Source organism: Mogibacterium neglectum, assembly GCF_030644205.1.
Lineage (GTDB): Bacteria > Bacillota > Clostridia > Peptostreptococcales > Anaerovoracaceae > Mogibacterium > Mogibacterium neglectum.
Window position 1 is genome coordinate 1,112,668 of the sequence record NZ_CP128647.1, and the last position, 25,127, is coordinate 1,137,794.

The 25,127-nt window shown below is 39.5% G+C and carries 22 protein-coding genes and 1 pseudogene; 3 read left to right on the forward strand and 20 right to left on the reverse strand.

Features of this window, described 5'->3' with window-relative positions; all coding sequences use genetic code 11:
- Positions 1–40: 40 nt before the first annotated feature.
- The 4 genes from arcC to allE all read right to left on the reverse strand — a co-directional run bounded on the left by arcC (position 41) and on the right by allE (position 6,032).
- The gene (gene arcC / locus QU661_RS05235) at positions 41–973 is read right to left on the reverse strand and encodes a carbamate kinase (protein WP_304989212.1); all 933 of its coding nucleotides are present in this window, start codon (positions 971–973) and stop codon (positions 41–43) included.
- A 91-nt stretch (positions 974–1,064) separates the two neighbouring features.
- Positions 1,065–4,070 carry a bifunctional FdrA/YlbE family protein gene (locus tag QU661_RS05240; RefSeq protein WP_304989213.1) on the reverse strand — a complete coding sequence of 1,002 codons (3,006 nt, stop codon included), beginning with the start codon at positions 4,068–4,070 and terminating at the stop codon, positions 1,065–1,067.
- Positions 4,071–4,089: 19 nt separating this feature from the next.
- On the reverse strand, positions 4,090–5,142 hold the full coding sequence (allD, locus tag QU661_RS05245; protein ID WP_304989214.1) for an ureidoglycolate dehydrogenase: 1,053 nt from the start codon (positions 5,140–5,142) through the stop codon (positions 4,090–4,092).
- Between the two features lie 104 nt (positions 5,143–5,246).
- A complete protein-coding gene (allE, locus tag QU661_RS05250; protein ID WP_106057069.1) occupies positions 5,247–6,032 on the reverse strand; it encodes a (S)-ureidoglycine aminohydrolase in 786 nt (261 codons plus the stop codon).
- Between the two features lie 379 nt (positions 6,033–6,411).
- On the opposite strand from allE, the gene QU661_RS05255 reads away from it, so the two are divergent.
- Positions 6,412–7,263, forward strand: a complete 852-nt coding sequence (locus QU661_RS05255; protein WP_304989215.1) for an alpha/beta hydrolase — start codon at positions 6,412–6,414, stop codon at positions 7,261–7,263.
- 37 nt (positions 7,264–7,300) lie between these two features.
- Here the strand turns inward: QU661_RS05255 and QU661_RS05260 are convergent, their stop codons facing one another.
- The 8 genes and pseudogenes from QU661_RS05260 to allB (QU661_RS05290) all read right to left on the reverse strand — a co-directional run bounded on the left by QU661_RS05260 (position 7,301) and on the right by allB (QU661_RS05290) (position 15,301).
- Positions 7,301–7,756: a GNAT family N-acetyltransferase gene (locus QU661_RS05260; protein ID WP_297969648.1), complete on the reverse strand. Its 456-nt coding sequence runs from the start codon at positions 7,754–7,756 to the stop codon at positions 7,301–7,303.
- Between the two features lie 31 nt (positions 7,757–7,787).
- Positions 7,788–8,381 carry an SIR2 family NAD-dependent protein deacylase gene (locus QU661_RS08325; RefSeq protein WP_330692425.1) on the reverse strand — a complete coding sequence of 198 codons (594 nt, stop codon included), beginning with the start codon at positions 8,379–8,381 and terminating at the stop codon, positions 7,788–7,790.
- A gap of 131 nt (positions 8,382–8,512) precedes the next feature.
- Entirely contained in the window at positions 8,513–8,776 is a 264-nt protein-coding gene (locus QU661_RS08330) for a hypothetical protein (RefSeq protein ID WP_330692426.1), read from the reverse strand.
- On the reverse strand, positions 8,760–9,563 hold the full coding sequence (locus QU661_RS05270) for a protein-ADP-ribose hydrolase (RefSeq protein ID WP_304989216.1): 804 nt from the start codon (positions 9,561–9,563) through the stop codon (positions 8,760–8,762). The genes QU661_RS08330 and QU661_RS05270 overlap by 17 nt, the downstream gene beginning before the upstream one ends.
- A 68-nt stretch (positions 9,564–9,631) precedes the next feature.
- A complete protein-coding gene (locus QU661_RS05275) occupies positions 9,632–11,002 on the reverse strand; it encodes an NCS1 family transporter (protein ID WP_304989217.1) in 1,371 nt (456 codons plus the stop codon).
- Positions 11,003–11,030: 28 nt separating this feature from the next.
- Positions 11,031–12,434 carry an allantoinase AllB gene (gene allB / locus QU661_RS05280; protein ID WP_304989218.1) on the reverse strand — a complete coding sequence of 468 codons (1,404 nt, stop codon included), beginning with the start codon at positions 12,432–12,434 and terminating at the stop codon, positions 11,031–11,033.
- A 96-nt stretch (positions 12,435–12,530) separates the two neighbouring features.
- Positions 12,531–13,892, reverse strand: a pseudogene (locus tag QU661_RS05285) (NCS1 family transporter).
- Positions 13,893–13,927: 35 nt separating this feature from the next.
- On the reverse strand, positions 13,928–15,301 hold the full coding sequence (gene allB, locus QU661_RS05290; RefSeq protein ID WP_304989219.1) for an allantoinase AllB: 1,374 nt from the start codon (positions 15,299–15,301) through the stop codon (positions 13,928–13,930).
- Between the two features lie 289 nt (positions 15,302–15,590).
- Between allB (QU661_RS05290) and QU661_RS05295 the strand changes: the two genes are divergently transcribed.
- A complete protein-coding gene (locus QU661_RS05295; protein WP_304989220.1) occupies positions 15,591–16,529 on the forward strand; it encodes an oxamate carbamoyltransferase subunit AllH family protein in 939 nt (312 codons plus the stop codon).
- Between the two features lie 113 nt (positions 16,530–16,642).
- Positions 16,643–17,170 carry a nitroreductase family protein gene (locus QU661_RS05300; protein ID WP_304989221.1) on the forward strand — a complete coding sequence of 176 codons (528 nt, stop codon included), beginning with the start codon at positions 16,643–16,645 and terminating at the stop codon, positions 17,168–17,170.
- Between the two features lie 92 nt (positions 17,171–17,262).
- On the opposite strand, the gene QU661_RS05305 is transcribed toward QU661_RS05300, so the two are convergent.
- From QU661_RS05305 to QU661_RS05340, 8 genes are all read right to left on the reverse strand, one after another.
- The gene (locus QU661_RS05305) at positions 17,263–18,054 is read right to left on the reverse strand and encodes a hypothetical protein (RefSeq protein ID WP_304989222.1); all 792 of its coding nucleotides are present in this window, start codon (positions 18,052–18,054) and stop codon (positions 17,263–17,265) included.
- A 52-nt stretch (positions 18,055–18,106) separates the two neighbouring features.
- Positions 18,107–19,057 carry a 2-hydroxyacid dehydrogenase gene (locus QU661_RS05310; protein WP_304989223.1) on the reverse strand — a complete coding sequence of 317 codons (951 nt, stop codon included), beginning with the start codon at positions 19,055–19,057 and terminating at the stop codon, positions 18,107–18,109.
- Between the two features lie 144 nt (positions 19,058–19,201).
- The gene (locus QU661_RS05315; RefSeq protein ID WP_304989224.1) at positions 19,202–20,260 is read right to left on the reverse strand and encodes an ADP-ribosylglycohydrolase family protein; all 1,059 of its coding nucleotides are present in this window, start codon (positions 20,258–20,260) and stop codon (positions 19,202–19,204) included.
- Positions 20,261–21,283 carry an ADP-ribosylglycohydrolase family protein gene (locus tag QU661_RS05320; RefSeq protein WP_304989225.1) on the reverse strand — a complete coding sequence of 341 codons (1,023 nt, stop codon included), beginning with the start codon at positions 21,281–21,283 and terminating at the stop codon, positions 20,261–20,263.
- Between the two features lie 63 nt (positions 21,284–21,346).
- Positions 21,347–22,399, reverse strand: a complete 1,053-nt coding sequence (locus tag QU661_RS05325) for a substrate-binding domain-containing protein (protein ID WP_304989226.1) — start codon at positions 22,397–22,399, stop codon at positions 21,347–21,349.
- 37 nt (positions 22,400–22,436) lie between these two features.
- On the reverse strand, positions 22,437–23,387 hold the full coding sequence (locus QU661_RS05330) for a carbohydrate kinase family protein (RefSeq protein ID WP_304989227.1): 951 nt from the start codon (positions 23,385–23,387) through the stop codon (positions 22,437–22,439).
- The gene (locus tag QU661_RS05335) at positions 23,388–24,344 is read right to left on the reverse strand and encodes an ABC transporter permease (protein WP_304989228.1); all 957 of its coding nucleotides are present in this window, start codon (positions 24,342–24,344) and stop codon (positions 23,388–23,390) included.
- Entirely contained in the window at positions 24,341–25,099 is a 759-nt protein-coding gene (locus QU661_RS05340) for an ATP-binding cassette domain-containing protein (RefSeq protein WP_304989229.1), read from the reverse strand. Before QU661_RS05340 ends, QU661_RS05335 begins: the two co-directional genes overlap by 4 nt.
- Positions 25,100–25,127: the final 28 nt, after the last annotated feature.

The following is a 25,127-nucleotide window of genomic DNA, read 5'->3' on the forward strand; positions in this document are numbered from 1 at the left end:
TCCTATGAATTTTACGGACAACTATTTTATACGTGATGAACTATTTATGAATAACCGTTCCCGTCTCTCCGTTTATACCTTCTTTAGCTTTCTCTAGCAGTGTGATAAGCGCATTTCTGCCTTCTCCAGATTCTGCAAAGCGAATAGCCGCTTCAACCTTAGGTAGCATTGAACCTTTTGCAAACTGATCCTCAGCAATGTACTGTTTAGCCTGATCAATTGAAAGATCTGATAACCATTCCTGGTTCTCCTTGCCGAAGTTGATGGCAACCTTTTCTACAGCTGTAAGAATTACGAGATAATCAGCCCCAATCTCCCTTGCAAGAAGACTTGAAGCGTTATCCTTATCTATTACAGCCTCTGCTCCAACGAGTTTACCACCTTCGTCAAACACTGGAATTCCACCACCTCCACAAGTGATTACAACATGACCTGCTTCAGCAAGTGTTTTGATAGTTCCTAGTTCGCAGATTCTTAATGGCATTGGTGATGCAACCACCTTGCGGTAACCTCTGCCAGAGTCTTCAACTACTGAGACACCCTGTGCAACAAGCTTATCTGCTTCTTCCTTAGTCATAAAGCTTCCAATCGGTTTAGTCGGATTCTTAAATGCTTCATCAGCAGGATCAACGAGTGTCTGTGAGATAATCGATGATACCTTCTTATCCATTCCTCTCTTCTTAAGCTCGTATTTTATTGCGTTCTGAAGGTCGATTGCAATGTATCCCTGTGACATAGCAACACTTGTAGGTAGCGGAACCGCACCATATCCATGGTGTGTAGCTGCAAGAGCATCCATTGCATTCTGAATCATTCCAACCTGAGGTCCATTTCCGTGTGTAACTATCAGGTCATGACCTTCAGCAATCAAATCAACGATTACTTCCGCAGTATGAGCAACAGCTTCACGCTGCTCATCAACTGTGTTACCGAGTGCGTTTCCGCCTAGTGCGATAACAATCTTCTTTGCCATATTTATATCCCCCTTGATATCGTCTAATAATAGTAACGACCTGATTTCTCAGGCCGCTACGTTGTTTTGTCTTATAAGATTTCTATACGCTCTAGAAACCAAGCTTCTTTGCATACGCAAGAACTGCTTTTTCAAATGCCTCAATTGGTGGGTGCACTGTTCCGGCACCGATCTGACCAAATCCCGCAATCTTGTGAGCAATACCTGTATTGATTACAGGAGTGATTCCCTTTTCAACGACAAGTCTTGCGTCGATTCCTAGGCAGGTACCAGTGAAATTCCAATTTGGAATTATATAATTAGGGTTTCTATCGATTGTGATCTCTGTCATCTCATTTGATGTATTTAGAGCATCCTCGTATCCCCCAGCACCAACAAATCTTGTTACAGCTGGTGCAGCAATCATAGCCATACCACCAACTCCAACGGTTTCTGTAATAGCGCTATCACCGATATCTGGGCACGCATCTTCACCGTCATATCCTGTAAAGTAGAGTCCCTGAGGTGTATTAACTGGTCCAGTGAACCACTCATCTCCCATACCTGCGATACGGATTCCGAAATTTACACCATTTCTGCACATTGCAGTTACTACAGTTCCTTCTGTAAGTCTTCTAGCTCCATCCATAATTGACTTTCCTGTAGCCATCATTATATTGAGGAAGAACTGATCTGTATCAGACAGGAACTTGATTACCTGAGACTTTTCATCCTCTGGCATATCCATATCAGTGATTATCGGTGCCATTTCCTTTAGGAAGCATAGAGAAGCAGCGATATTTCTCTGGTGGAATTCATCACCCATAGCAATCGCCTTAGCAATTAATGGATTAACATTCAGTCCACCTTCAATGCTTCTTATAGCTCTTCCGAGGGTTGGACCTAGAACATCTCTCATCCATCTTAGTCTGTTTACAACCTCTTCTGAGTATGCACCGAATCTAAGAACCTTTCCTATTCCTTCGTTCATCTGGCAGTATGCATAATTACCATCAGTTTCGTTCTGAACTACGAACACTGGCATATGCTGAGTAGTAATTCCTCCCATAGGTCCTACTGCATTACAGTGGTGACAAGGAATGAACTTAATTTCACCAGACTCAAGGAGCTTACGCGCATCAGCTTCATTATCTGCCCACTCTTCGAACAATACTGCACCTACACAAGAGCCCTGTACTGTAGCAGGCATATCCTTATACTCAATAGGAGGACCAGCGTGAAGTATTACTCTTCCATTGTTCTCGTTGAGCTCTGAAATAACAGTCATAGCTGGAACATTATCCTTCAGAACTGGCTGTGCAGCTACAACCTTAGCGATAACCTTGCGGTTTGCTTCGTCGATATCAAAGCCCTCGTAGTTTCTGAGGAAGTTAAGAGCCTTAATGAGCTCAATGTTTCCTCCTGCTGGTGGCATCCAATCATATTGAACTACATCGCATCCAAACTTAGCTGTAACTTCTGCAAAGCTCTTAAGACCGATGTTAATTACCTTTGGCTTGTGTGAAAGCATCGATAAAAGCTTTTCCGAAGGCTCAGCTGGAGTAAATTCTTTTACTTCCTTAGGTCTTGTTTCTTTTGGCTCCTCAGTGAATTTATATCCTACAGCTTCGATAGCAATCTCAACGGCTAGCTTGTTAGTCTCCGCTACGATTACGCCTGCATCCTGAAGCTTCTTAACAGATTCGTCATAACCCTGATAATCATTTCTTGTTCCGCAAACCTCTGCTACGAAGAAAATTTCTCTATTCTGAGATTTAGCCTTATTCTTTAATGTCTCAACAGCCGGAATAAGAGCGCCAGCCATATCGTCATGAGAACCATATCCTAGAACAACATCGAATAGGATTACACCTGTGCTAGGGTCGTCCATAGCCTCTTCCATGCACTCCACTCTCTTTGTAGGATCAGTCATAGGGTGTGGCTTGCCCTGAGTATACATGTCATCGCCTAGGTCGATTACAACGTGGCCATCGTGATTTAGCTTAAATCCATCTGCATAAGTATTATCAGTAATCTTAAGGGCATCCTTAATCATCATAGCAGCCTCGCCTGCCAATGTACCGCCGGAGTAATACGCTTTGATTGTCTTCTTATCTTCAGGCTTGAAAAACTTAGACCTGTCGCAATCAACAGTCCCTTCAGCCACTTTCTGGCCTCTTACTAAGCTCACTGCAAGACGAGCACACTCATCAAGTGTATAAGTCTGATACAGACCTTCTTCGTAATATTCTGGCTTCTCACCTAGGAATAAGCAAACTACAGGCTTACTATAAACGCTAAGTCTTGCTGCAATCTTGTCTCTTACTGACTTTGCTGGTGGTTTAGAGATAACAACGAGCACCTTGACTGTCTGATCCTTTTCCATAGCATCGATGACATCCATCATAGTGGTACCGCCAACTTCTTCAGAGAGGTCACGTCCACCAGTGCCGATAGCATTTGTTACACCCTCACCCAGTCTATCGATAATAGTTGTGAGCTCCTGAATACCCGTTCCAGAAGCACCAATGATGCCAATTGATCCAGGATTTACAGTGTTTGTAAATGCAATTGGCACACTCTGAATGATTCCCGTTCCACAGTCTGGACCCATAACCACGAGACCTTTCTCGTGAGCCTTATCCTTGATCTTCTTCTCATCCTCAATTGTTACATTGTCGGAGAACATGAATACATTCATGCCCTCGTCGAGAGCTCTATCTGCCTCAAGTGCAGCGTAAGCTCCTGGAATCGAGATTACTGCTAGGTTAGCATCTGGCATCTGCTTAAGCGCCTGATCCCAGCTCTTTGCTGATTTATTTCCTTCGCTTTTTTTATCAGCATTTGCTTCCTTTGCAAAGTACTCGTCAACCTTATCCATAAGCGCAGCGAGCACGCTCTCTTCTGATACATCAGCAACAACTACCATATCGTTAGCAGTTGCGTTCATTAGCTCTTCAGTCTCAAGCCCACTCTGCTTAAAAATGTCCTTGTTAGCTGGAGTTGCCATCATGATGGATACCTTGTTTACACCATCAACTGTCGAAACCGCATTAGTAAGTAGCATTAGGGTAACAGAATCATGATAACTTCCTGCTTTTACAATTGTCTTTAGCATTTATTCTCTCCCTTTTATATTAGTCAGCAAATCTATTCTTGTGATCATATCTATTAAAGTGAACCGGTTCACCCTTTAAATACTCAACTAGTTCGTCTGCAACATCTAAACCACCTGTTGCATAAGCCTTTTCCATTCTATTCTTAGCTCTCTCTCCAGGGAAGTTTACCTTATCAAATCCTGGAGCAGGCTTCATTGCATCAAGTTCGTCTAGGCACTGGCTCATAGCCTTCTTGAAGGCCTCTGCACCGACAAATCTCTCTGGGTCAATTACGATATGCATCTGACCAAGTCTTCTGCCCTCTGAAAGATCGTGGTACATGGAGCTAACATGACCACCGAATGGTACACCAAGAAGAATTCCAGAGAATACATCGACGAGCATCATAAGCCCATATCCCTTAGCCCCAGCAATAGGGTTAAGAGCATTAACCTTATGCGGATCTGTAACAGGAGCACCATTCTCATCCACTGCCCAATCTGCAGGAATTTCCTCATGCTTAGATCTCTTATCTAGAATCTTTCCCCAAGCCTGAACTGTAGTAGCCATATCAAATACTATCTTTCTATCATCAGCGGTTGGAGCTGCAAATGACATAGGGTTTGTTCCGTAATATGGTTCAGCACCACCGTAAGGAACTGCCATAGGATCTGACTGACAGAACGAAATTGCTAGTAGACCTTCATCTGCAGCCATCTCTGTGTAGTAACCAATGGATCCCGAGTGTGAAAGGTTTGCCATTCCCACAACAGCGATTCCATTCTTCTTAGCCATCTCAATAGCTTTTTCCATGCCTGCCTTAGCAACAGTAAAACCTATTCCATTATCTCCATCAAGGATTCCAGAGCATGGTCCAGTTTCCTTCCAAGTCATGTTTGGCTCAACTGTGATTCCACCTTTAGCAATTCTCTCACTATAATACTCAACTCTTACTGCACCGTGAGAATAGTAACCTCTTTCATGAGCCCAAGTAAGAATCTCTGCTGTAGTTTCAGCGTCATCAGCATGTAGTCCCGCCTGCATGAGTTTATTTTTCATTAAGCCCTTTAATTCTTCTCTCGATAATTTCACTTGTTTTTTTCCTCCATGAACCTGCATATACAAATTCTTTCTATAAAACAGGTCCGCATCTATGACGCGAACCTGTTACCAACAATTCATAATATTGTTTAAACTTACAGCTCAACGTCTCTGTTGCAATCCTTTGAGTAGATGTAGATAAAGTCTTCAGTACCTACACCGTAGCAAGCCTGTGGTACGTATGAGTCCATGAATACATAGTCACCCTTCTGTAGAGGAACCCACTCATCATCTAGCACGTACATCCCCTTACCCTGTAGGAAGTATGCGCCATGCTCCTGAATGTGAGTTTCGATATATCCATGGCATGCACCTGGAGCAAATTTCAGCACGTGCATGTTCATATCAAATCCTAGATCCTCTGCTGCTGGTAGAAAGTCTTTGCTCTGACAGTTTGTCATTCCCTCGTAATCCTTCCAAGGTGTATCGTTAATATTTGCAACAACTGTGTAAGCTTCTTTTCCAGGAAGTGGGTTGTATCTTCTTCTGTAGATATAAACGAAAGCGTCCTTGTCGCTATTGTTTACGAAGCTGAATGGCTTATCTGCTGGCGAATAAATGTAACCACCCTCTGTCAGATCAGCCTCTTTATCAGCATTCTTTACTGTAAGCTCTCCACTAATTACATATAGAAAAGATTCGATTCCATCTCCTCCGATTTTATCGTTCTTTCCGCCTGGATGAACTGTTGAAATATAATCAGCAAATGATGCGCCCATAGCAGGTGAACCTAGAATAGTTGTATCGCAGTTCTCGTAGCCAGGGATAACGTTCTTAACGATGCCGTCTGGCTCAAGAATAGTGTACTTACCCTTCTTATAAACAGATCTTGTCGAAAGTAGTGTCTCTCTGTAACCAGTATTATTGTTTAAATAACTCATGAAGTTTACCTCTCTTCCTCATGTTTAATAATAATAGACTTTTAATTTGGTGAAACTTATCAACCAATTTTCTATTACAATTTAATCATCTTTCAACCTTTTTTTCAAGTGTAAGTTCGAAATTTTATGTTCTAAATATCGTCCTTATTGCTTTTTTGAATTTTATCTAATAGTGTTATATAATTCTATAAGATTTCATTGTATTTATCATGTATTTTCAAGCTTTCTAAGCTATATTTATTTTGCGGATTTTCTAATACAATGTAATTAAAATATACATCATCTATTTTTATTTATTAATTAATAATTCATTGGTCAGATAATTTTTATTTTTAATATAAAATTTTTTTGGATAGCAGTTGAAGGAGTTATTAAAATCATGTTAGATGTTAAGAATATTACGGTTTCAAAAGGAAACAGTATTAACTCGTCAAGAAGATTCACTCTTTATTATCCTAGTGATTCTACTATACGCACTTTAATCGTATACATACACGGTGGCGGACTGCTGTGTGGTAATGCGAATGATTTGCCAGGATTACATAAAGAGAGATTGATAGACGAGGGATACGCAATTTTAGCTATTGATTACCCTCTTGCCCCACAGGCGAAGATTGATTCTATTCTAGAAGACATAATTAATTCTATAAATAATTGTTTTGAGCTAACTGGTCTTAGAAGCGATCTCCCATTATTCGTATGGGGTCGATCAGCAGGAGCTTACCTCGCACTGCTCGCATCTGCTAGCAATCAGCTCCACTTCAAACTGAACGGTATAATTTCATACTACGGTTATGGATTTTTGTGTGACGGCTGGTACGATGCGCCGAGCCCAAACTATATGAAACTCCCTCTTGTCGAAGAAGGCTCTACGAAGATTCACGATAAAGAAATTGTATATCGAGGTGATATAGCTACCTATTTCAGCACATATATATATGCAAGGCAGACTGGCAAATGGAAAGACTTGATATACGAGGGTCGCGATAAATATTTCTTTTTATTATACACGTTAAGAGCCGTAGATAGTCTTCCAGCGCCTTTATTTGCTGCACATAGCACAGGTGACACAGATGTTCCATATAGCGAATTCATCGCCTTATGTAATAAATATCATCCGGATAAATTCGTTGTCTCTATACCTGAACATGACTTCGACAGGAATACGAATGAACCTGAGACAGTTGAACTTCTTAATAAGACTATTTCATTTGTATCAAATAATATTTAAATATAATCAGATGCTATGAGAAATTCAGTATAAAAATTCATCTGTATTTTCTCATAGTATATTTTAGCTTTGGGTTCTCAATTATTTTCTCTATTCTAAACCCTTGCTTTTCATATAAGTTCTTAGCAACTTTATTAGAATCAAAAACTGATAAGGTAATGCTATTAACGTTTTTATTATCGAAAATGTATTTTAGAAATTCTTTTAATGCCATTGAACCTAAGCCCATGCCTGTTTTTTCAGGATTTATTACAAACCTACCGATGTGGATACTATCTTTACTTGATCTTATTTCTTGTATTATCCCGACAAACTCATCGTCACTAAAAATTGAAAAAACATTTTCAAGTTTTCTTATTTTGTCACAATCAAGTGGATAAGATACCTTGTTCCCCATCCATTGTTCTTGAAAATCCTTACCCTTATCATTAGACCATTCACATAAAGACAATGCATTAGCATCATTTATGCCTTTTTCAATTAAGATATTCATACAACTCAAATTCTCCTAAGATTAGTTATAACTATAATATTCTTTCAAGCACATCACCTATATCGCTGCTTATACATATGCTTCTATCTTCAAGCTCTACTGGACAAAATGCTTCTCCGTAGTTAATACACGCATATGTTGAGTTATTATTTGTAATCGCCATCTGCCAGAACGGAAACTTTATTATCACCGGTGTGTTTGCACCGACACCAAGCTCTAGAAATAGTACCTTCATATTTTCGTGTCTACGCAGGAAATCCGAATATCTTGCCGAGGCATCTCGCCAGCCAGCATCTTCGACGAATGTCCCATCAGATCTTAAGTTATTTGTAACCGCCCCTCCTGTGGTTGGCATACGAGGAATTAAGTTAGAAGGTATCTGCATTTTAATTGACTTATTATGAGGTACATCGAATTCACCATAATCATCACGTATGAATCCCTGTGCCTCCATAGCTCTATTAACCCAAACTTCGTTGTCAAAGGTCATGCCATCCTTACCATCCTGACTTTGGAACAGCCCAAAGTCTCCCTGTGTATAGAATAGCCTCTTTTTATCAAAACCTGCCCTCTGGAACTGATGATCAACATTAGTAGTAACTACAAAATAATCTTTCCCTTTCACAACCTGAAGAAGCTTTTCATAAACAGGCTTAGGAGCCTTTGTATATCTGTTGTAATAAATTGCTCTTGCCCACCAAGCCCAGCGAGTTTCATCGTCAGGAAATGGGAAAAAGCCACCAGAATATATATCGGTTATTCCATACTCCTCTGCAAAGTCAAAAAATATCTTTCAAATCGTTCGCCGCTATACGTAAAACCCGCCGAGGTTGAAAGTCCTGCCCCTGCTCCGATGATTACAGTATCGGATGCTTCTATAGCTGCCACCAATTTCGCAGATCTTTCTAGAATAGAACCTTCACCATAAACCATCTGACCTTTCAGGTAGCTCATCACCGCCTGACCTATCTCTATACTCTCTATATATCCATTAGGCCTATCTCTAAGTGAGTTTCTCATAATATCCTCTATCTTCATCCTTAAATACGTTAAATATCACTCTTTCCATAACCCCTGGGTGTTCCGAGAGCCAGCTTCTTACAGTACTAACTGCAATTTCTGCAGCGCGCTCGTTAGGAAAGTGAAATACTCCTGTCGATATACAGCAGAACGCTACTGTCTTTAAATTATTTTCTAAGCACATATTAAGTGTGTTGATATAACAATTCGCAAGATCTTGCTCAAGTAGAGGAGTGAGGTTAAACTGCACAATAGGGCCAACAACATGTATAACCTTCTTCGCTGGTAAATTGTATCCATCTGTGAGCATTGGAACTCCAGTTGGCTGCTCATAGTCAGCACCGAACTTAGCCCTTAGCTGGTTCATCTGCCTGTTACACTCATCTCTAAGCTGCACCCCTGCGAATGTATGTATACAGTTGTCTATACAGTTATGCATAGGAATAAAACATCCAAGCATCTGTGAATTAGCAGCATTTACTATCGCATCTACTGATAACCTAGTGATATCTCCTTGCCATATTGATAGACAGTCGCTTCGAACTGGAATTTCCATCACTTCAACAATCCCATGCTCCTCTGCCACACCTTTTAAATATTCATCTTGGACTTTCAAAATTAAATCATCAATGTGGAGCGGGCTACGTATATTCATCAGCGAACGAAGAAGTCGTCTTTTGCCAACTACATCCCCTGGTGTCTGTAAATCTTTATAATCGATGGAATCAGCTTTAAACTCTCTGACTAGAAAATCTAGCCTTTCGGCTTGTGTCATCTTTTCATTCATATCTAGCCCTCGCTTTCATAACATTATAGATATTATACCAAAATCCCACAATTATGATAGCTACTCGTTTATTTCTCGAGTGTAGTTCCTTTTCTGAAGTTCTCACAAGACTTCATATTCTTCATTAGCAGGTAATAGATAACCCCTGTAGGAATTGTAGCTGTGAAGAATGAAAGGTCAACCTTGTAAAGTCCGATTGCCGCACCTACTACAGTCGCGATGATAGCTGCCATATTTACACCAGCCTTCGATCCATTTGGATCATATAAGTCATCTAACTGCTCCTTAGTGAAGTTTCTCTTATGAAGAATGAAGTAATCCACGATTAGGATAGCAAATATTGGAGCGAAGAACGCCGAGTAAATCTTAACAAATAGCGATAGTCCAACAGCTGAGCTATCGTTAGTTAATATCCATGGGCAAGTTGCAACTGCAAGAATTCCGATTAGTATTACTGCAGTCCTGTGCTTCATCTTAAATGTATCCATGAACACATATGCTGGCGGAATAACGTTACTTGCAAGGTTTGTCGAAAGTTGTGCAAATATGATAAATGCCAGCGTAACAACTAATACAATCTTATTATCTACCATCTCCACAAACGCATTGATTGGATTTGCAATTCCAGTAGCTGTTGAAGCCATAGCACCGATAATTCCAAGCATTACTGTAGCAGGAACCATAGCCATAAAATACGATAGACCTCTTACAGGTGCGCTATAGCCTTGCTTCATCTCACGAGAATAGTCTGAAGCATTGAGCATTACTGTAGTTGAGTTTCCGAAGAATGCGATTACAGATGCAACAAATGGAAGTCCCCATGTACCGCTCTTATGCATTAGACTAGCTGAAATAGCATCCCACTGGGTTGTTAGGCATATGTAAAGCAGATAGAACATTGCGATTACAATTACAGTTCCACCGATGTTTCCGACCCACTTTGCACCCTTGAATCCCTTGATTGAGAGAAGAATCTGCACAATCTGGAAGAGAATGAAGAATAGCCAGATATTATCATAGTGGAATAGCAGCTTCGAAATATTGTTGATAGCTGCTCCACCTAGCCATGTCTGGTATCCATACCATACTATAGCCGGAAGACCCCTAATCATAGATGGAAGTACATTTCCCTTAGTACCATATGCACTCTTGAGATGAATGGAATATGGTGCTCCAGTCTTATAACCAAACTGGTCATTCATAGCTATTCCAACTACTAGGATTGTTGAACCAAGCAGCACTGCTAGAAACAGCTGTATTAGATTAAGCCCTGTCTCCATCTGAGCGGATCCCATTGCCAGAGTTCCGATAGAGATACATCCACCGAGCCAAAGCATAGTGTTCGATCCCCAGCTCATGGTACGTTTCTCCCACGGAATCGGTCTTATGCTCTCGCCCTCATTATTTGAGGTATTTACGTTCTTATTTTCTGTACTCATATTGTTCTCCCTTAATTTTTTAGCACCTTTATCTAACTGGTGTTACATACTTTCCAAAGCCCTTAGCTTCTTCTACATACATACCGTCCTTAGCAACAACGTGACCACGGATAACTGTGCAAGTCGGAGCACCCTTTCCTTCTAGCCCGTCGAAGCATGTCACGTGTCCCTTAGTGAAGAGTTTCTCCTGCTCAATCTTCCAAGGTTTCTCTGGATCGAGAATTACTGCATCTGCATCAAATCCAATCTCAAATGCACCCTTCTGTCCATAGAAACCGAATACCTTTGCAGGGTTATAGTCCATAACCTTAGCTATTAGGCTTGGGCAAAGCTTCTTCTGATGTACCACCATATCGAACATCATAGGCAGGAAGAACTGGATAGCGTTGAGTCCGCCCCATGCCTGCCAAATGTCTCTCGACTCATTATCCTTTTCCTCGTCCGCAGCCGGTGAGTGGTCACTACCAACGCAAGATAAAGTTCCATCGAGTACATAATTCCAAAGCTTTTCTACATCTTCCTTAGTTCTTAGAGGTGGTGTGCACTTAGCTGGTCCGCCCTTTTCAAACACGAAATCTTCTGAGAAGCCTAGGTAATGAGGGCACGTCTCAGCAGTTATTGGTAGTCCCTCGTACTGAGCTTCCTTAACAACCTGTGCAACCATAGGATGACTTACGTGACAGATATGAACTCTACCACCTGTAGCCCTAGCCATGTCTATAACATTCTTAGTAGCAACGTATTCTGTCCATACATCATGAGAATCAAGGAAAGCTCTGATTTTTTCTTGTCTTGAAAGACTGGTCATAGCCTTGGCCTTCTTTTCTCTCTCTATAACCTGTCCATACTCCTCGCAGTGGAATCCACAGAGGGCATCATATGGCTTTAGTATTTCAAGCGCTTCACGAACATTACCCATATTAACGGTAGGAAAAAGCGATCCGTTAGGGCAAGTGAATCCCTTAAACGCAGCGACACCAGCCTTCTCAAGATCTATGAGGTCGGCAAGGTTATTGTGGACTGAATCCGGATCATCATCGAAGTCTCCTACAATTCCACCCCATAGACCGAAGTCGATGTATGAATGCTTCGATATTTTACTCATCTTAAGGTCGAAAATCTCTTTATTCATAAGAGAAGGATCATTATTGAGAGGCATATCGATAAGAGTTGTACAGCCTGCAACAGCGGCGGCTCTTGAACCGGTCTCAAAATCTTCTCTGTAATCGAACCCAGGCTCGTTGAGGTGGGCGTGACAATCTATGATTCCTGGATAGACTAGGTTTCCCTCTGCATCGATTACTTCTGTAGCTTCAGCCTCTGTTCCTGGAGCTAAGAATGCAGCGTACTTGCCGTCTTTTACAGCAATATCTGCTTCATAGACACGGTCTGGTGTAACCAGCTTACCGTTTTTGATAATTAGATCATACATGTCTAATCCTCCTTTCTAATGCAATGGAGAGAGATACTATTTACATCTCTCCATTGTTTCATATAATTATTAAATAAATTTATGAATTTTAACATTCTAGTCTTCAAAGATTGTTCCAGCCCTAAAGTTCTTAGATGATGGCATGTACTTCATCAGTAGGTAGTAAACAATCCCTGTTGGGATTAGGCTGACATACCAGGATAGGTCTACGACGAATACTGATACGAGGGCTCCAACAGCGATTGAAATTATAGCTGCCCAGTTGATTCCCTTGAAAGGTCCCTGCTTGTCGTAAAGATTATTGATATCAAGCGTGCTCTTACGTAGGAAGTAGTAGTCTACAACCATTACAGCAAAGATAGGTCCTAGGAATGCGGATTATACCTTTGTGAAAAGGGATAGTCCTGCAGCTGAATCAGCTGTAACGAGCTTCCAAGGCATAACGCAGACAGATAGGATACCAACGAGCACTGTCGCATGTGACCACTTCATTTTGAATGACTCCATCAGAACGTATGCTGGTGGAACGATATTGTTGAGCACATTAGTAGTAACCTGCGCGAATGCGATAAATAGCAGTGTAATAACTGTGAGGAACTTGCTTCCCATCGTTGTTGAGAACACAACTACTGGATCAGAGTTTCCTGTTGCTGCCGTAACGAGAAGTCCGATGAGACCCATGAACAGTGTTACGGGCAGAATAGCGATAGTGTAAATCGAACCAGTCTTAACAGACTTTATATCATCCTTTAGGTTTCTCGAATAATCTGATGCGTTGATGATCATTGTCGAGTAGATTCCAAGAAATGATGTTGTCGCAGCCCAGAAAGGCATGCCCCATGTACCCTTAACATTTGCAAACGATGCACTGATATCTACAGCGAACTTTGTCTTTACCACGTATAGCATGTATGCAAGGATTGCTACAATAAATACGCAAGAGAAGTTCTCGAGCCACTTGATGCCGTGGAATCCTTTGATTGCAAGGCTAACCTGAAGCAGTGTGAAGAGGCCAAATACAACTGGAAGGTTGTCGAATCCCCAAAGAATCTTGAAGCAGCTGTTGATAGCACCAGCTCCGACCCATGACTGGAATCCAAACCACACAATAGCCGGAAGACCTCTAAGAACTCCTGGAATCTTTACACCAGTTGTACCGAAGCTAGATCTTAACTGAACGACGTATGGCATACCATACTTGTGTCCTGCATTACCGATAAGAACTAACGCAATTGCAATTACAAGGCATCCAATCGTCATAGCTAGAATAGCCTGAGCGATTGTAAGTGTGCCTATGAGCGCTGATCCCATCGAAAATGTACCTATGGATACACAACCACCTAGAAACGATGCTGTGTAAGATAGCGATCCCATGATTCGACTCTTTGTCGGCTGTAGGTCTTCATTGACTCCGACAACAAGATTCGGATCAAGTGTTTTGTTATCTACAATACTCATTAAAATATTCTCCTTAATTTTTCAAATAATTTCGTTTAGAATAGTCTCTTAACCAGTTCGCCTGTGCCCTTCTGACCAACAAGCTTACCGTCTTCTGCCATTAGCTCTCCTCTTACGAAAGTAGCTACAGGTAAACCCTTACCTTTCATTCCTACAAATGCAGAAATCTTATTTACATAGTATAGTGAATCAGCTGTAATCTCCCATTCCCTCTCTGGATCGATGATCACGATATCAGCGTCAAAGCCAACCTTGATATCACCTTTCTTTCCATAAATATGGAATGCCTCAGCAGGTAGCTTAGCCCATGAGTTAGCAAGGACACGTGGGTCAACTCCGCGCTTAATGACTCCCTCAGAGTAAATCGCCTGAATACCACTCTGAATGCCACTAATTCCACCCCATACGTCAAATACATTCTCTATCTTCTGTCCTAAAATTTCATTGAACTTCTCATCATATGTACAAGGTGAATGATCTGATGCTAATCCAGCGAAAACACCTGATTCCACGCACATCCACATACCTTCCACATCTGCCTCAGTTCTAAGAGGAGGAGCACACTTGAAAAGTGGACCATTTTTTAGTACATCTTCTTCTGTAAATGATAGGTAATGTCCGCATGTCTCAGCAGACACCTGATATCCTTCACACTGCGCCTCATATACCTTCTCGGCAGCTGCCGGATGGCTCACGTGACAGATGTGTGCACGGCACTCGAGCTCCTTCGCAATTTCTACTACGGTTTCTGTCGCTACGATTTCCGATGCTGGAGTTCTTGAATCGAGAAAACCTCTCCACGTTAGATTACCAGCTTCTTTCTGAGCCCTTTCCCCTTCTTTGATCATCGCAAAATCTTCGCAATGAAATCCAGCCATGCCACCAAACTCCTTAATGATTTTCATAGCCTGATATGCCTGACCATATGTCAACGGTGAATAGTCTGGTGAAACTGGCCCAAGAAATGACTTGAAAGCGATTACTCCTCGCTCATCGAGTCCCTTCAGCTGGTCAAGATTACCAGGAACAAGGCCGCCCCAGAACGCAAAGTCAGAGTACGCATTAGGTTGAACCTTTGCTAACTTAGCGTCGAAAATCTCAGGTGTCGTGAGCGCTGGTTCATTTTGAAGTGGCATATCAATAACGGTTGTATATCCGCCAACTACAGCTGCTGCGGTTCCATGCTCATAATCTTCTCTCCACTCATAACCCGGGTCATTAAGATGAGCATGAGTGTCGATAGCTCCAGGAAAAACCTGCTTGCCAGCTGCATCAATTACATTAGTCGCTTCAGGTTCATCACCCTTTGCTAGGATAGCTGCGATCTTGCCATCTTTGACAGCAATATTAGCCTCCTGAACTAGATCAGGTGTAACTACCTGTCCGCTCTTAATTAATAAATCATACATATAATCCCCTCTCTATAGCCTTTTAGACCATAAATGTGAAGTAAATAATAAAATTAGTTAGCTACATTCTTTTTTTGTAAAAAAGCGGTCAACCAATTTCAACATTTCTATGGATATATACTACATTAGTAGTTAAAAATCTTCAATAACCTTATTTATTTAAATACGTATTAATTGTCTATTTTTAATTAAAATTTTCTATTATTTCTCGTGGTTGTACCATCTGACTAAAACTAGTTTTATTTTTTGATATAATAGTATTAAAAATTCCAAATCGAGGATAGTTAAGATGAATATATTGCAAACATCTATGTACATAATAAAAACTTTCAGTAGACTGAAATCAGCTAAATATAGACCAAACTTAGACTTGTACGTTCATTCAATATATGAACGTACTATAAACCTGATGCTAGATGGTCAGCTTGTAGCACTGCAAATTGCTGATTCTCCAGTTTCTCCTATAAGCATCATTTTGCCATTAGACGAGACGGGCCTAGATAATCTAAAAATTAAAACTAATAGTCCAGTATCGATAGATGGTTCAAATTTGTTAGTTGGAAAAACCAATTTTTCATTTAATCACGTATATGAAGTTTATAATGATACACTATATGAACATAGCTCCTCATCGTCATTAAAGGATGTAGTATGGCAGCTTATAATAAACTCAGGTAAAGACGGTTTTTCAACCCTTGTAAAGTCACAAAATACTCCAGATGACATTGCTCTTTCATATGCCAAGAAAAAATTCATTGATGCAGAGTCAGAGTGTGATCTCATGATGTCTATAAATCCATCTGACGAGTCTATTATATCCGATCATCTTGTTAAAATGTGTAATTCACTATCGAGTCTGATAGGCGTTGGTACTGGACTTACACCTAGTGGAGATGACTTTATAACAGGAATACTTTCGACATTCAAAGCCCTCCCACAATGCTTTAACCATAAAATGATTTCCCATCTATGTAACTCAATATGTAGCAGACGAAATAATACCAACGAAATAAGCAGCACATTCATTGACTGTGCATTAAGAGGTCAATTTAGTAAAGCAATCATAGATTTGTATGGTTCTGTATGTTCATCTAATGTTAATTCATCGGAAATCGGGCAAGAAACAAAGGAGAATTTACTAAATAGTTTTCTAGATATTGGACATACATCTGGCATAGATACATTAACTGGAATATATTGGAGCATGGCAAATCTTTCTAAAATTTAATTAATGACTAGTGGTTGAAACGAAAGTATTTTTAAAAAATTTAATTATTTTTCAACCACTTTTTAATTTTCATGGTACAATATAATTATCTAAGAAGAAAGGAAGTATTTGAAATGAGTTTACTAACAACAATGCAAAAGAGACGCAGTGTCCGTAAGTATAACGCTGAACCTGTTACAGAAAAAGAATTAAATGATATTGTTTCAGCTGCCCTGCTCGCCCCAAACGGCAAGGGACTTAGACCTTGGGAATTTGTAGTTATCAGAGACAAGAATACTCTTAGAGAACTTATAAACTGTCGCAAGGGTGGTGCAAAGATGCTCGAGACAGCTAATGTTGCCATTGCAGTTTACTCTGATTCAGATAAGACTGATACATATACGGAGGATAGCTCAATTGCTATGACTCACATGCTACTCGAGGCGTCCAGTCTTGGCTTAGGTGCAGTTTGGCTTCAGATTCGTCTTCGCCCTTCGAACGAGGAAGGTGTTACCGCCGAGGAGTTTCTAAACGCAAGAATAAACCCACCTAAGAATATGCAAGTGGAGGCATTGTTAGTGCTCGGTCATGTTGATGAACAGCCTGAAACTCAGGAGCTTCCAAGTTTTCCTTCAGATAAGATTCATAATGAAAAATGGTAAATTACATATCCTAACAAAAAATACAAATCATAAATTTTAAAAAAAGCAGCACATTCAATAATTGAATGTGCTGCTTTTACAGTTTCATATAATTACTTCATCTCGAAAGAGAAAGGTAGCTCAAGTTCATTTCCTTCGTTATCTGCGCCTTCTAATGTAAATGTAAATGGAAGATTTGAATCTATCCTCTTGAATACAATTACTCCCGAAATACTTCCTCCAGATTTTATGTGCTTAGCCACTTGAATATCATCATACAGGTAATTATCTAAATCAGCCTCATAATCATTGTCGTCTTGACTAACTATGCTTTGCTCTGGATATAATTCGATATTTTTCTTAGTGCCGTTCTTAACCTTAATGTAAACTCTCGTCTCATCACTTGTTAAATCGACCTTTTGTACGGTAGCTGCAATACCCTTAATCTTAACTGTATATCCAACATCGAGAGTTTCTTCTGCAGGAATCGCATCGGTTGATTTTATCTTCTCAATCTTTTTAGCTTTGAGTTTAACAGCAGTCATCTCTGTTGATTCCTCGTCAACAACGTTCGTTTTTCCAAGAACCTTACCTTTAACCTTTATATATTCGCCATCTTCGTACTTAACATCATTATCAGATACAACGACAACTGTTGGATGCTCTTGCTTGGCGAAATTTTCGTATCCTTGCAGGTGAATCTCACCGTGAACCTTATCTACAGCAACAATCTGTATTGTCAACTCCTTTATCGTCTTACCTTTAAATTCCTCAGGGTTCGCATAAAGCTCTTTGAGTTTTGATTCGCTAAAAGAAGACGAGCAAGCTGACATAGAAATACCAATCACTATAGCTAGCATTAATACAAAAAATATCTTAATTAAATGTCTTTTTGATATAAACATACGTGCCTCCTGCGGAGTATGGAGCTCCGACTAAAAAGTCTATTTCGTTGGATTACAGCATTTTTCTAATCTGTTTTCCATCCATCCAAGATGTAATATTCTCAAATACCATCTCTGCACGTCTATCGATGGATTCCCTCGTATCAAAGCCTATGTGAGGTGTACAAACTAGGTTAGGAGCACCAATAAGCAGGTGATCTTTAGGAAGCGGAGGATCCTTCTCGAATACATCTATTCCAGCTTTAATCCTGCCCTCTCTAAGCGCATTCGCTAACGCTTCTGTCTTAATTACAGGACCTCTTGCTGTATTCACGAGTATTGCTCCTTGCTTCATAGCGGCAATTTCTTTTTCCCCGATTAAACCTTTAGTTTCTGGTGTCAAAGGAGTGTGGATGGAAATAATATCTGCATTAGCCATGACATCGATGAGTGGCATATACTCGAGTCCAAGAGCCTTGGCTGCGGTTTTCTCACTCCTATTAAAACCAATAAGTTTACAGCCAAACGCCTTGAAGATAGAAGCCGTTCTAATGCCGATTGCGCCTGTACCTACTATTCCGACAACCTTGTCTGCGAGCTCTCTGCCTGCGAGGCTACCCTTACCCAATCCATTTTGAACTGCTTCGTTGCATACAGTGATATTTCTCAAACAGTCCAAAGTCAATCCTACTGCTAGCTCCGCTACCGCATCGTCACAGTATCCGCCCGTATTGGATATAAGCACGCCCTTTTCTCTGCATGCTTCCACGTCCACATGATCTATTCCCACGAATGCAACTGAGATGAATTTAAGATTCTCGTCTGTTCTAACGACCTCTCCAGGAAGTGGATGATTTGCTATGATGAGAACCTCTGCATCTTCAGCACGTTTTATTAGTTCACTTGTATCGGTAGTCACAGTATCGTATGACTTAAATGTATGACCTTGTTCTGTCAGTGTGCTCGATAGTCTCTTCAATGTGTCCTCGGAAATGCCTAGTGGCTCCATAAGAATAATCTTCATTTTATTAGTTCCCCCTGCATTTTATCTAATGTTAACTTTTATTATATCACAATGACAGCTAATCACATTATGAAAAAATATGATTGGCTGTCAGGTAGATAGTATTAAGTTACGTAAAATCTTATTCCATTTTCTTAAGTGTATTTAAATATTTGATAAACTTTTTGAAAGTCTTTCTAATCTAAAATCATTTTGTTTTTCAACAATATCAATCCATTCTTCAGAAAATATAGTAGCTCCATGCAAAGCACCAATAATAGCACCTACAATTGTTGATATAGCGCATGTCTCATCACCGATATTTACAGCATCAAAGATAGCCTGAATCGGGTTATTTTTTCGTGCAATCACTAAACCAATTGCAGTAGGTACTGTTTCTGCAATCTCTGGACCACAACCAATAATATCACGCAATTCGTCTACTGCTACATCTGAGTTGTAATTCTTCAAGGCAATCTGCTGTGCAATTTTTATTCTTTTATAAATAGATGGACCTGGATAATCATTTACCATATCATCGTCTAAAGCTAACTGATATCCCTTTTGTGCACCATATAAGGATTTCTGCACTACACTGAACACTGTTGATTGCTCTTGGAATGCTTCTGCTATTGCTGTTGCTACTGCACAAGCCCCAGAAATACTAAGCCTGTCATCATGCGAAGTCATCGTAATTGTTTTTGTGTTTAATATTACATCATTAATCTGCTCGTTATTTATCATCCCGGTTGCAATTGCCTTGCACGCAGCCCCATTAGATGATAATGCATAGAAATGCCCTTTGAATAATTTATTCCCTAAATGACCTGACGTAGACCAAAAGTCACTATTATCTTGCATATTTAATAGATTTAGCACTTTTCTTGTAGTCATTCCTGCAAACTGTTCAAAATATTCACTTTTGCCCCATTTTTTTAAAGCGTTAATAGCTACATCACTATTGATAACCCCTTTGCTCTCTGCAATTTCCTTTAGTAAATAATACGGTATGCTAAAGGCATCTGTAACCTGCCCTAAAGCTCTCCCTTGAGCTGCAGTATCCTTATCTGGTTTTATAAAATCACGAATTAAACCTCCGTATATTTTTAATATTTCAAAGCGGCTTTTTCCATCTGTCGAGGAAGCAAGAGCATCCCCTATTGAAGCACCGCAAAGAGTAGAATATATTTTATATTCTTTATTACTAAAAGCTTTATCTTGCATTTACTGGTGCTCCTTTCCCAACTGAAGATCATATATAGCATTGGCCAAACCTAAAATATCGAGTTTGTTAACATTTTCCATCGTTGATATAAAGTAATCTGGAAAGCTAGAATAACCATTAAGTGCTCCAACTATTCCACCTACAATAGTAGCTATAGTATCGGTATCGTACCCTATGCTCGCCGCTTCACTAATCGATCTCATCGAATCGCCTGAACAAGCAGCGATTATTCCAAAAGCTGTAGGAACAGTCTCTGATACGTGTAGACCTGTTCCAATGATATCAGCTATGTTACAAATACGCTCATCTATACTACCAGTTCCAAATCCAATATCCACCGCCATCTTTATACGCTTAACAACAGATGGTCCTGCAACGTTATTACCATTTGCTTTGCCTATCTTTTCACCTTCATTAGCTCCATAAATCCCTGCGTCTATAACATCATATAAATTCGAACCATCTCTAACCGCCTCGCTAACTGCAGCTGCCACCGCACACGCACCTGAAATAGCTAAATTATTATTATGCGTTACAGATGCTACTATAACAGCATCCTTAATTGCATTCTCCGTATCACCAGCGTTGATTAACCCTATTGGTGATATTCGCATTGCGGCGCCATTTGTAGCTTGTCTTGCTTTATTTTTTATCCCTTCTGAAAGCTGTACTTCTTCGCCTGCAAATCTTTTAATTGCAAGTCTTGTTGTCGGTCCTGCAAAACGATCAAAAAAAACAGCGTGTTTCGACCATTCGACAAGCGCATTTTGAACTATCTCTTCATTTACTACTCCTACATTATCAACAATTTCTTTTGCAACAAAATACGCAGAACTAAAATCGTCTGTAAACCCACCAGCTTGATTTCCTGCACCAAAAGTATCGTTAGGGGGCTTAATAAATTCTGTTACTTTACCTCCAAATGTATCAATTATTTGATTTGATGACCTTGCTTCAGTTGCTGCACCCATTGCATCACCGGCAGCGGCTCCAACAAGACATCCTAATATTTTATTGTACATACACTTATCCCCTTTTACTTAAAAGGGAAATACTACTACAGTATTTCCCTAGGTGATTTTGTTTTATTTCCAATCTTCCATCTTTGAAATATTATCTTTTGAAACTAATATTATTGGAATGCTACTATCAAGTGTTGATACATCTTGTCCTTGTGATGCTTTCAGCATTGCAAGGACTGTTCTTCTTCCTCCAAGATAAGGAGACATTGCCACAGATGCATCTAATTCACCTTTTTTTATAGAAGCTTTAGCTTGAGATGTAAAGTCATTTCCGACTACAACAACTTTCTTTTTCAGCTTAAGTTCTTTTAGTGCTTTAATAACACCCATTGCCATATCATCATTTCCACACGTAATTCCAACAATATCAGGATGCGCTTGCATGATTGATTTTGTAGCGTCATATGCTTTCTGCTGATCAAAGTCGCATTGCTGTACTGCAACTACTTCCATTCCCTTTGATTCGAATACCTCTTTTGCACCATCTCTTCTGCCGTCTGACTGCGTTGCTCCTTCTGTACCAGCAATTATTGCTACTTTTCCCTTATTTTTCTTTTTCTTAGCTACAAACTTACCCGCCTGAACACCTTGTTCATGGAAGTCCATCTTTAGCTGACAATCGATATGTGCTCCTGCAAGCTTTAGGGCATCCTTGTTCAAAGTTGTTCCACTTAAAATAACTTTTACACCGCTCTTATTCGCAGCAACTACACCATTAATAAGATTATTTTCAGATAGCGGAGATACTGCAATAGCGTCATAGTCTTTCGAAATCATCGTATTCATTATATTCAGCTGACCTGCAAAATCTGTGTCATTATCTGTCGCCTGAATGTCGATTTTTACGCCATACTCCTTAGCAGTAGCTTCTGCGCCCTTCTTATTTGTCTGCCAAAACTCGTTTGATAGTGAGCTAAGAATTACACCTAGTTTTTCACCATTTTTCTTCTTGGGCAGTGGTGCCATACTCTTATCAAGTTCTGCTTGCGCCTTCGTAAACTCTGTGTCCTTTTTGCTGCTAGATTCATCGCTTTTCTTTTCGTTACAACCTGATAAAAGTGTCATACCGAAAGCAATTACTACTATCAGTGATAATGAGATAAATTTTTTTCGCATTTCATAACCTCCTAAAGTGTCAATAAGTATTTTATGCTTAAAGGGTTCGATTTAAAGAACCCTCAATAGCCATAACTTCATCATACGATGCTATACTGCGCGGTCCATATTTCATGCATTTTATTGCAGCAGATGCACTTGCAAATTTTAGTGAATCGGAGATAGAATTACCTTTGTCATATAATGAATATAATAACCCACCTATAAAACAATCTCCTGCCCCCGTTGTATCTACAACATTGACATCGTACGAATCAACCTTAATAAAGCTTTGACCACCAAACCAAATCGCCCCTTCTGAACCAAGTGTACATACCACACCATCATCAGGTTTATATGTTTCATATACAGTCTTAACTGCATCGATCGGATCAAATTCACAACTTCTGGCAATCTCAAGAATTGCATCCTTACCACCAATTATCATCGATGATAATGACAGAACTTCATGAATCATTTCTTCACTTGCACCACATAATGGCATAAAGGATGGTACAGCTTGCATATTCATAATAATCTTACAATTTCTCTTATGTGCCTCTCTTGCCAAAAATAGTGAAACTTTGGGCGAGAACATATCTGTAAAATAAATATCTATTCCGTCAAGAATATTATCAGGAAGCTCGCTTGGTTCAAAACTAGGAAGACAATCTCCCATATTTGCAAATATTGTATGCCTCCCATCTGGCGTCGTAACAATATATGTATGAGTTGTTATTCCACCTTCTTTTGTATAAATATACTTTTTGTTTACTCCATCTTCTACAAGACTACTTTTAAATAAATCTCCTATTTCATCTGTTCCAACCTTTCCAACTTGGTATGTATCCATACCAAACCCAGCAGCTGAAACACAAACATTTGCCGAACTCCCACCTGGAAATATCTCCTCTTTATTAATAAGAGCGAACCCATCATTTATTGGCAAATCACTACTATTTAGAACTACATCCATGGCAATGCTTCCAGAAGATAAAATCGTTGTCATCTATACTTCCCTCCGTTTAATTTTGTCTCTACTTGATATCAAAACTGAAACAACAATTATCACTCCAGTTATAATTTCCTGATAATGACTTGAAATTGATAGCAAGGTTAAACCATCACTAATTATATTTAGAATTAAACAAGCAATAAACGGACCAATTATGTTACCTTTACCACCCTCTAAAACTGTTCCACCAAGAATCACCGCGGCAATTGCATCCATTTCATACCCTGTGCCGGCAAGTGGTTCTGCTGAATCTAATCTCCCCATAACTACTACACCTGCTACAGCAGCTAAAAGACCTGAAAATGCAAAAACCCAAAGCTTATATTTCTTTGAATTCACACCCATACGACTAAGTGCTACTTCATTTGCACCTAAAAACAAGCAATAATTTCCATATTTAGTTTCTGCAAGAATAAATCCTGAAATAACAACTGTAATTAATGCTAGCAAAATTGGGAAATTAATTGGTCCAATATCACCAGCACCTATAAATCCATATAGTTTACCAAATCCATATAGAGTCTTTGAGTTCATTACAAGCAGAATTACCCCTCTTAAAACAGTCATGGAGCACAGCGTAACAATAAACGAATTAATTTTTACATATGCGACAAGCCACCCATTTATTAATCCTATTAATAAACCTGTGATCAGCCCCGCAAATATGCACAACCAATCTGGTATTCCTACATAATATAGGTTAGACATAACCATACCAGTAAAACCTATTGTAGCTCCCACCGAAAGGTCTATATTTCCAGATATGATAATAAATGTCATACCAATCACTAAGAATATGAAAAGCGACGATTGATTTAAAACATTTTTAAAATTTGTCATAGTCAAGAAATAAGGCGAAAGACATGACATCACCAATATAAGGAATATCGTTATCAATATTAGTAAAGCATCGTATGACATTAAAATTTTATAACAGTCTAATTTTTTCATATTTCGTTTCTCTTATTCACATTATTATAAATATCAGCCGAGGTTAGCACCTCTACAACCTCTTTCATTGAGATATCTTCAACTTTTTCTTCGAGCAGAGCACATCCATGACGTAGTACAACTATTCGATCTGCAACTTGGAAGACTTGCATAAGATTATGCGATATCATTATTACTGTAAAACCTTCATCTGCTAGATGTCTAATTAATTCAAGAGTCCTATTTGATTCATTGATTCCCATCGCCGCTGTTGGCTCGTCAAAAATTAGGATATTCCCACCTCTATTAACAAGCCTAGCAACTGCAACACCTTGCCTTTGTCCTCCACTGAGGTTCCCAACATTAACCTTCGTATCCGGTATATTTATCTTAAGACGTTTGAGAAGTTCATTAGTCTGCCTGTGCATTGCTTTTTTATCAAGTAAACCATGTTTTGTTATTTCACTGCCTAAGAAAATATTGGAAGCAACATCCATCGAATCACCTAAAGCTAAGTCCTGATAAACAGTAGATATTCCAAGTTCAAATGCTTCACTTACATTTAAGTGAGAGTACTTTTTTCCATCAATTTCTATTATTCCACTATCGGGTCTAAGAACCCCAGATAATATCTTTATCAAGGTGGACTTTCCTGCACCATTATCGCCAACGAGTGCAAGGACTTCTCCATTGAATGCTTCCAGCGAAACATTATCTAGAGCAATAATATGATTAAAATGTTTGGATATATTACTTAATTTAATATTCGACTTCATATCAAAAACCAAAATTCCCCATTCTCTA

Excerpts from the sequence above, each read along its gene's own strand:
- arcC (WP_304989212.1), bottom strand. The coding sequence starts at position 973 with ATGGCAAAGAAGATTGTTATCGCACTAGGCGGAAACGCACTCGGTAAC.
- QU661_RS05240 (WP_304989213.1), bottom strand. The coding sequence starts at position 4,070 with ATGCTAAAGACAATTGTAAAAGCAGGAAGTTATCATGATTCTGTTACC.
- allE (WP_106057069.1), bottom strand. The coding sequence starts at position 6,032 with ATGAGTTATTTAAACAATAATACTGGTTACAGAGAGACACTACTTTCG.
- QU661_RS05255 (WP_304989215.1), top strand. The coding sequence starts at position 6,412 with ATGTTAGATGTTAAGAATATTACGGTTTCAAAAGGAAACAGTATTAAC.
- QU661_RS05260 (WP_297969648.1), bottom strand. The coding sequence starts at position 7,756 with ATGAATATCTTAATTGAAAAAGGCATAAATGATGCTAATGCATTGTCT.
- QU661_RS08330 (WP_330692426.1), bottom strand. The coding sequence starts at position 8,776 with ATGAGAAACTCACTTAGAGATAGGCCTAATGGATATATAGAGAGTATA.
- QU661_RS05270 (WP_304989216.1), bottom strand. The coding sequence starts at position 9,563 with ATGAATGAAAAGATGACACAAGCCGAAAGGCTAGATTTTCTAGTCAGA.
- QU661_RS05275 (WP_304989217.1), bottom strand. The coding sequence starts at position 11,002 with ATGAGTACAGAAAATAAGAACGTAAATACCTCAAATAATGAGGGCGAG.
- allB (WP_304989218.1), bottom strand. The coding sequence starts at position 12,434 with ATGTATGATCTAATTATCAAAAACGGTAAGCTGGTTACACCAGACCGT.
- allB (WP_304989219.1), bottom strand. The coding sequence starts at position 15,301 with ATGTATGATTTATTAATTAAGAGCGGACAGGTAGTTACACCTGATCTA.
- QU661_RS05295 (WP_304989220.1), top strand. The coding sequence starts at position 15,591 with ATGAATATATTGCAAACATCTATGTACATAATAAAAACTTTCAGTAGA.
- QU661_RS05300 (WP_304989221.1), top strand. The coding sequence starts at position 16,643 with ATGAGTTTACTAACAACAATGCAAAAGAGACGCAGTGTCCGTAAGTAT.
- QU661_RS05305 (WP_304989222.1), bottom strand. The coding sequence starts at position 18,054 with ATGTTTATATCAAAAAGACATTTAATTAAGATATTTTTTGTATTAATG.
- QU661_RS05310 (WP_304989223.1), bottom strand. The coding sequence starts at position 19,057 with ATGAAGATTATTCTTATGGAGCCACTAGGCATTTCCGAGGACACATTG.
- QU661_RS05315 (WP_304989224.1), bottom strand. The coding sequence starts at position 20,260 with ATGCAAGATAAAGCTTTTAGTAATAAAGAATATAAAATATATTCTACT.
- QU661_RS05320 (WP_304989225.1), bottom strand. The coding sequence starts at position 21,283 with ATGTACAATAAAATATTAGGATGTCTTGTTGGAGCCGCTGCCGGTGAT.
- QU661_RS05325 (WP_304989226.1), bottom strand. The coding sequence starts at position 22,399 with ATGCGAAAAAAATTTATCTCATTATCACTGATAGTAGTAATTGCTTTC.
- QU661_RS05330 (WP_304989227.1), bottom strand. The coding sequence starts at position 23,387 with ATGACAACGATTTTATCTTCTGGAAGCATTGCCATGGATGTAGTTCTA.
- QU661_RS05335 (WP_304989228.1), bottom strand. The coding sequence starts at position 24,344 with ATGAAAAAATTAGACTGTTATAAAATTTTAATGTCATACGATGCTTTA.
- QU661_RS05340 (WP_304989229.1), bottom strand. The coding sequence starts at position 25,099 with ATGAAGTCGAATATTAAATTAAGTAATATATCCAAACATTTTAATCAT.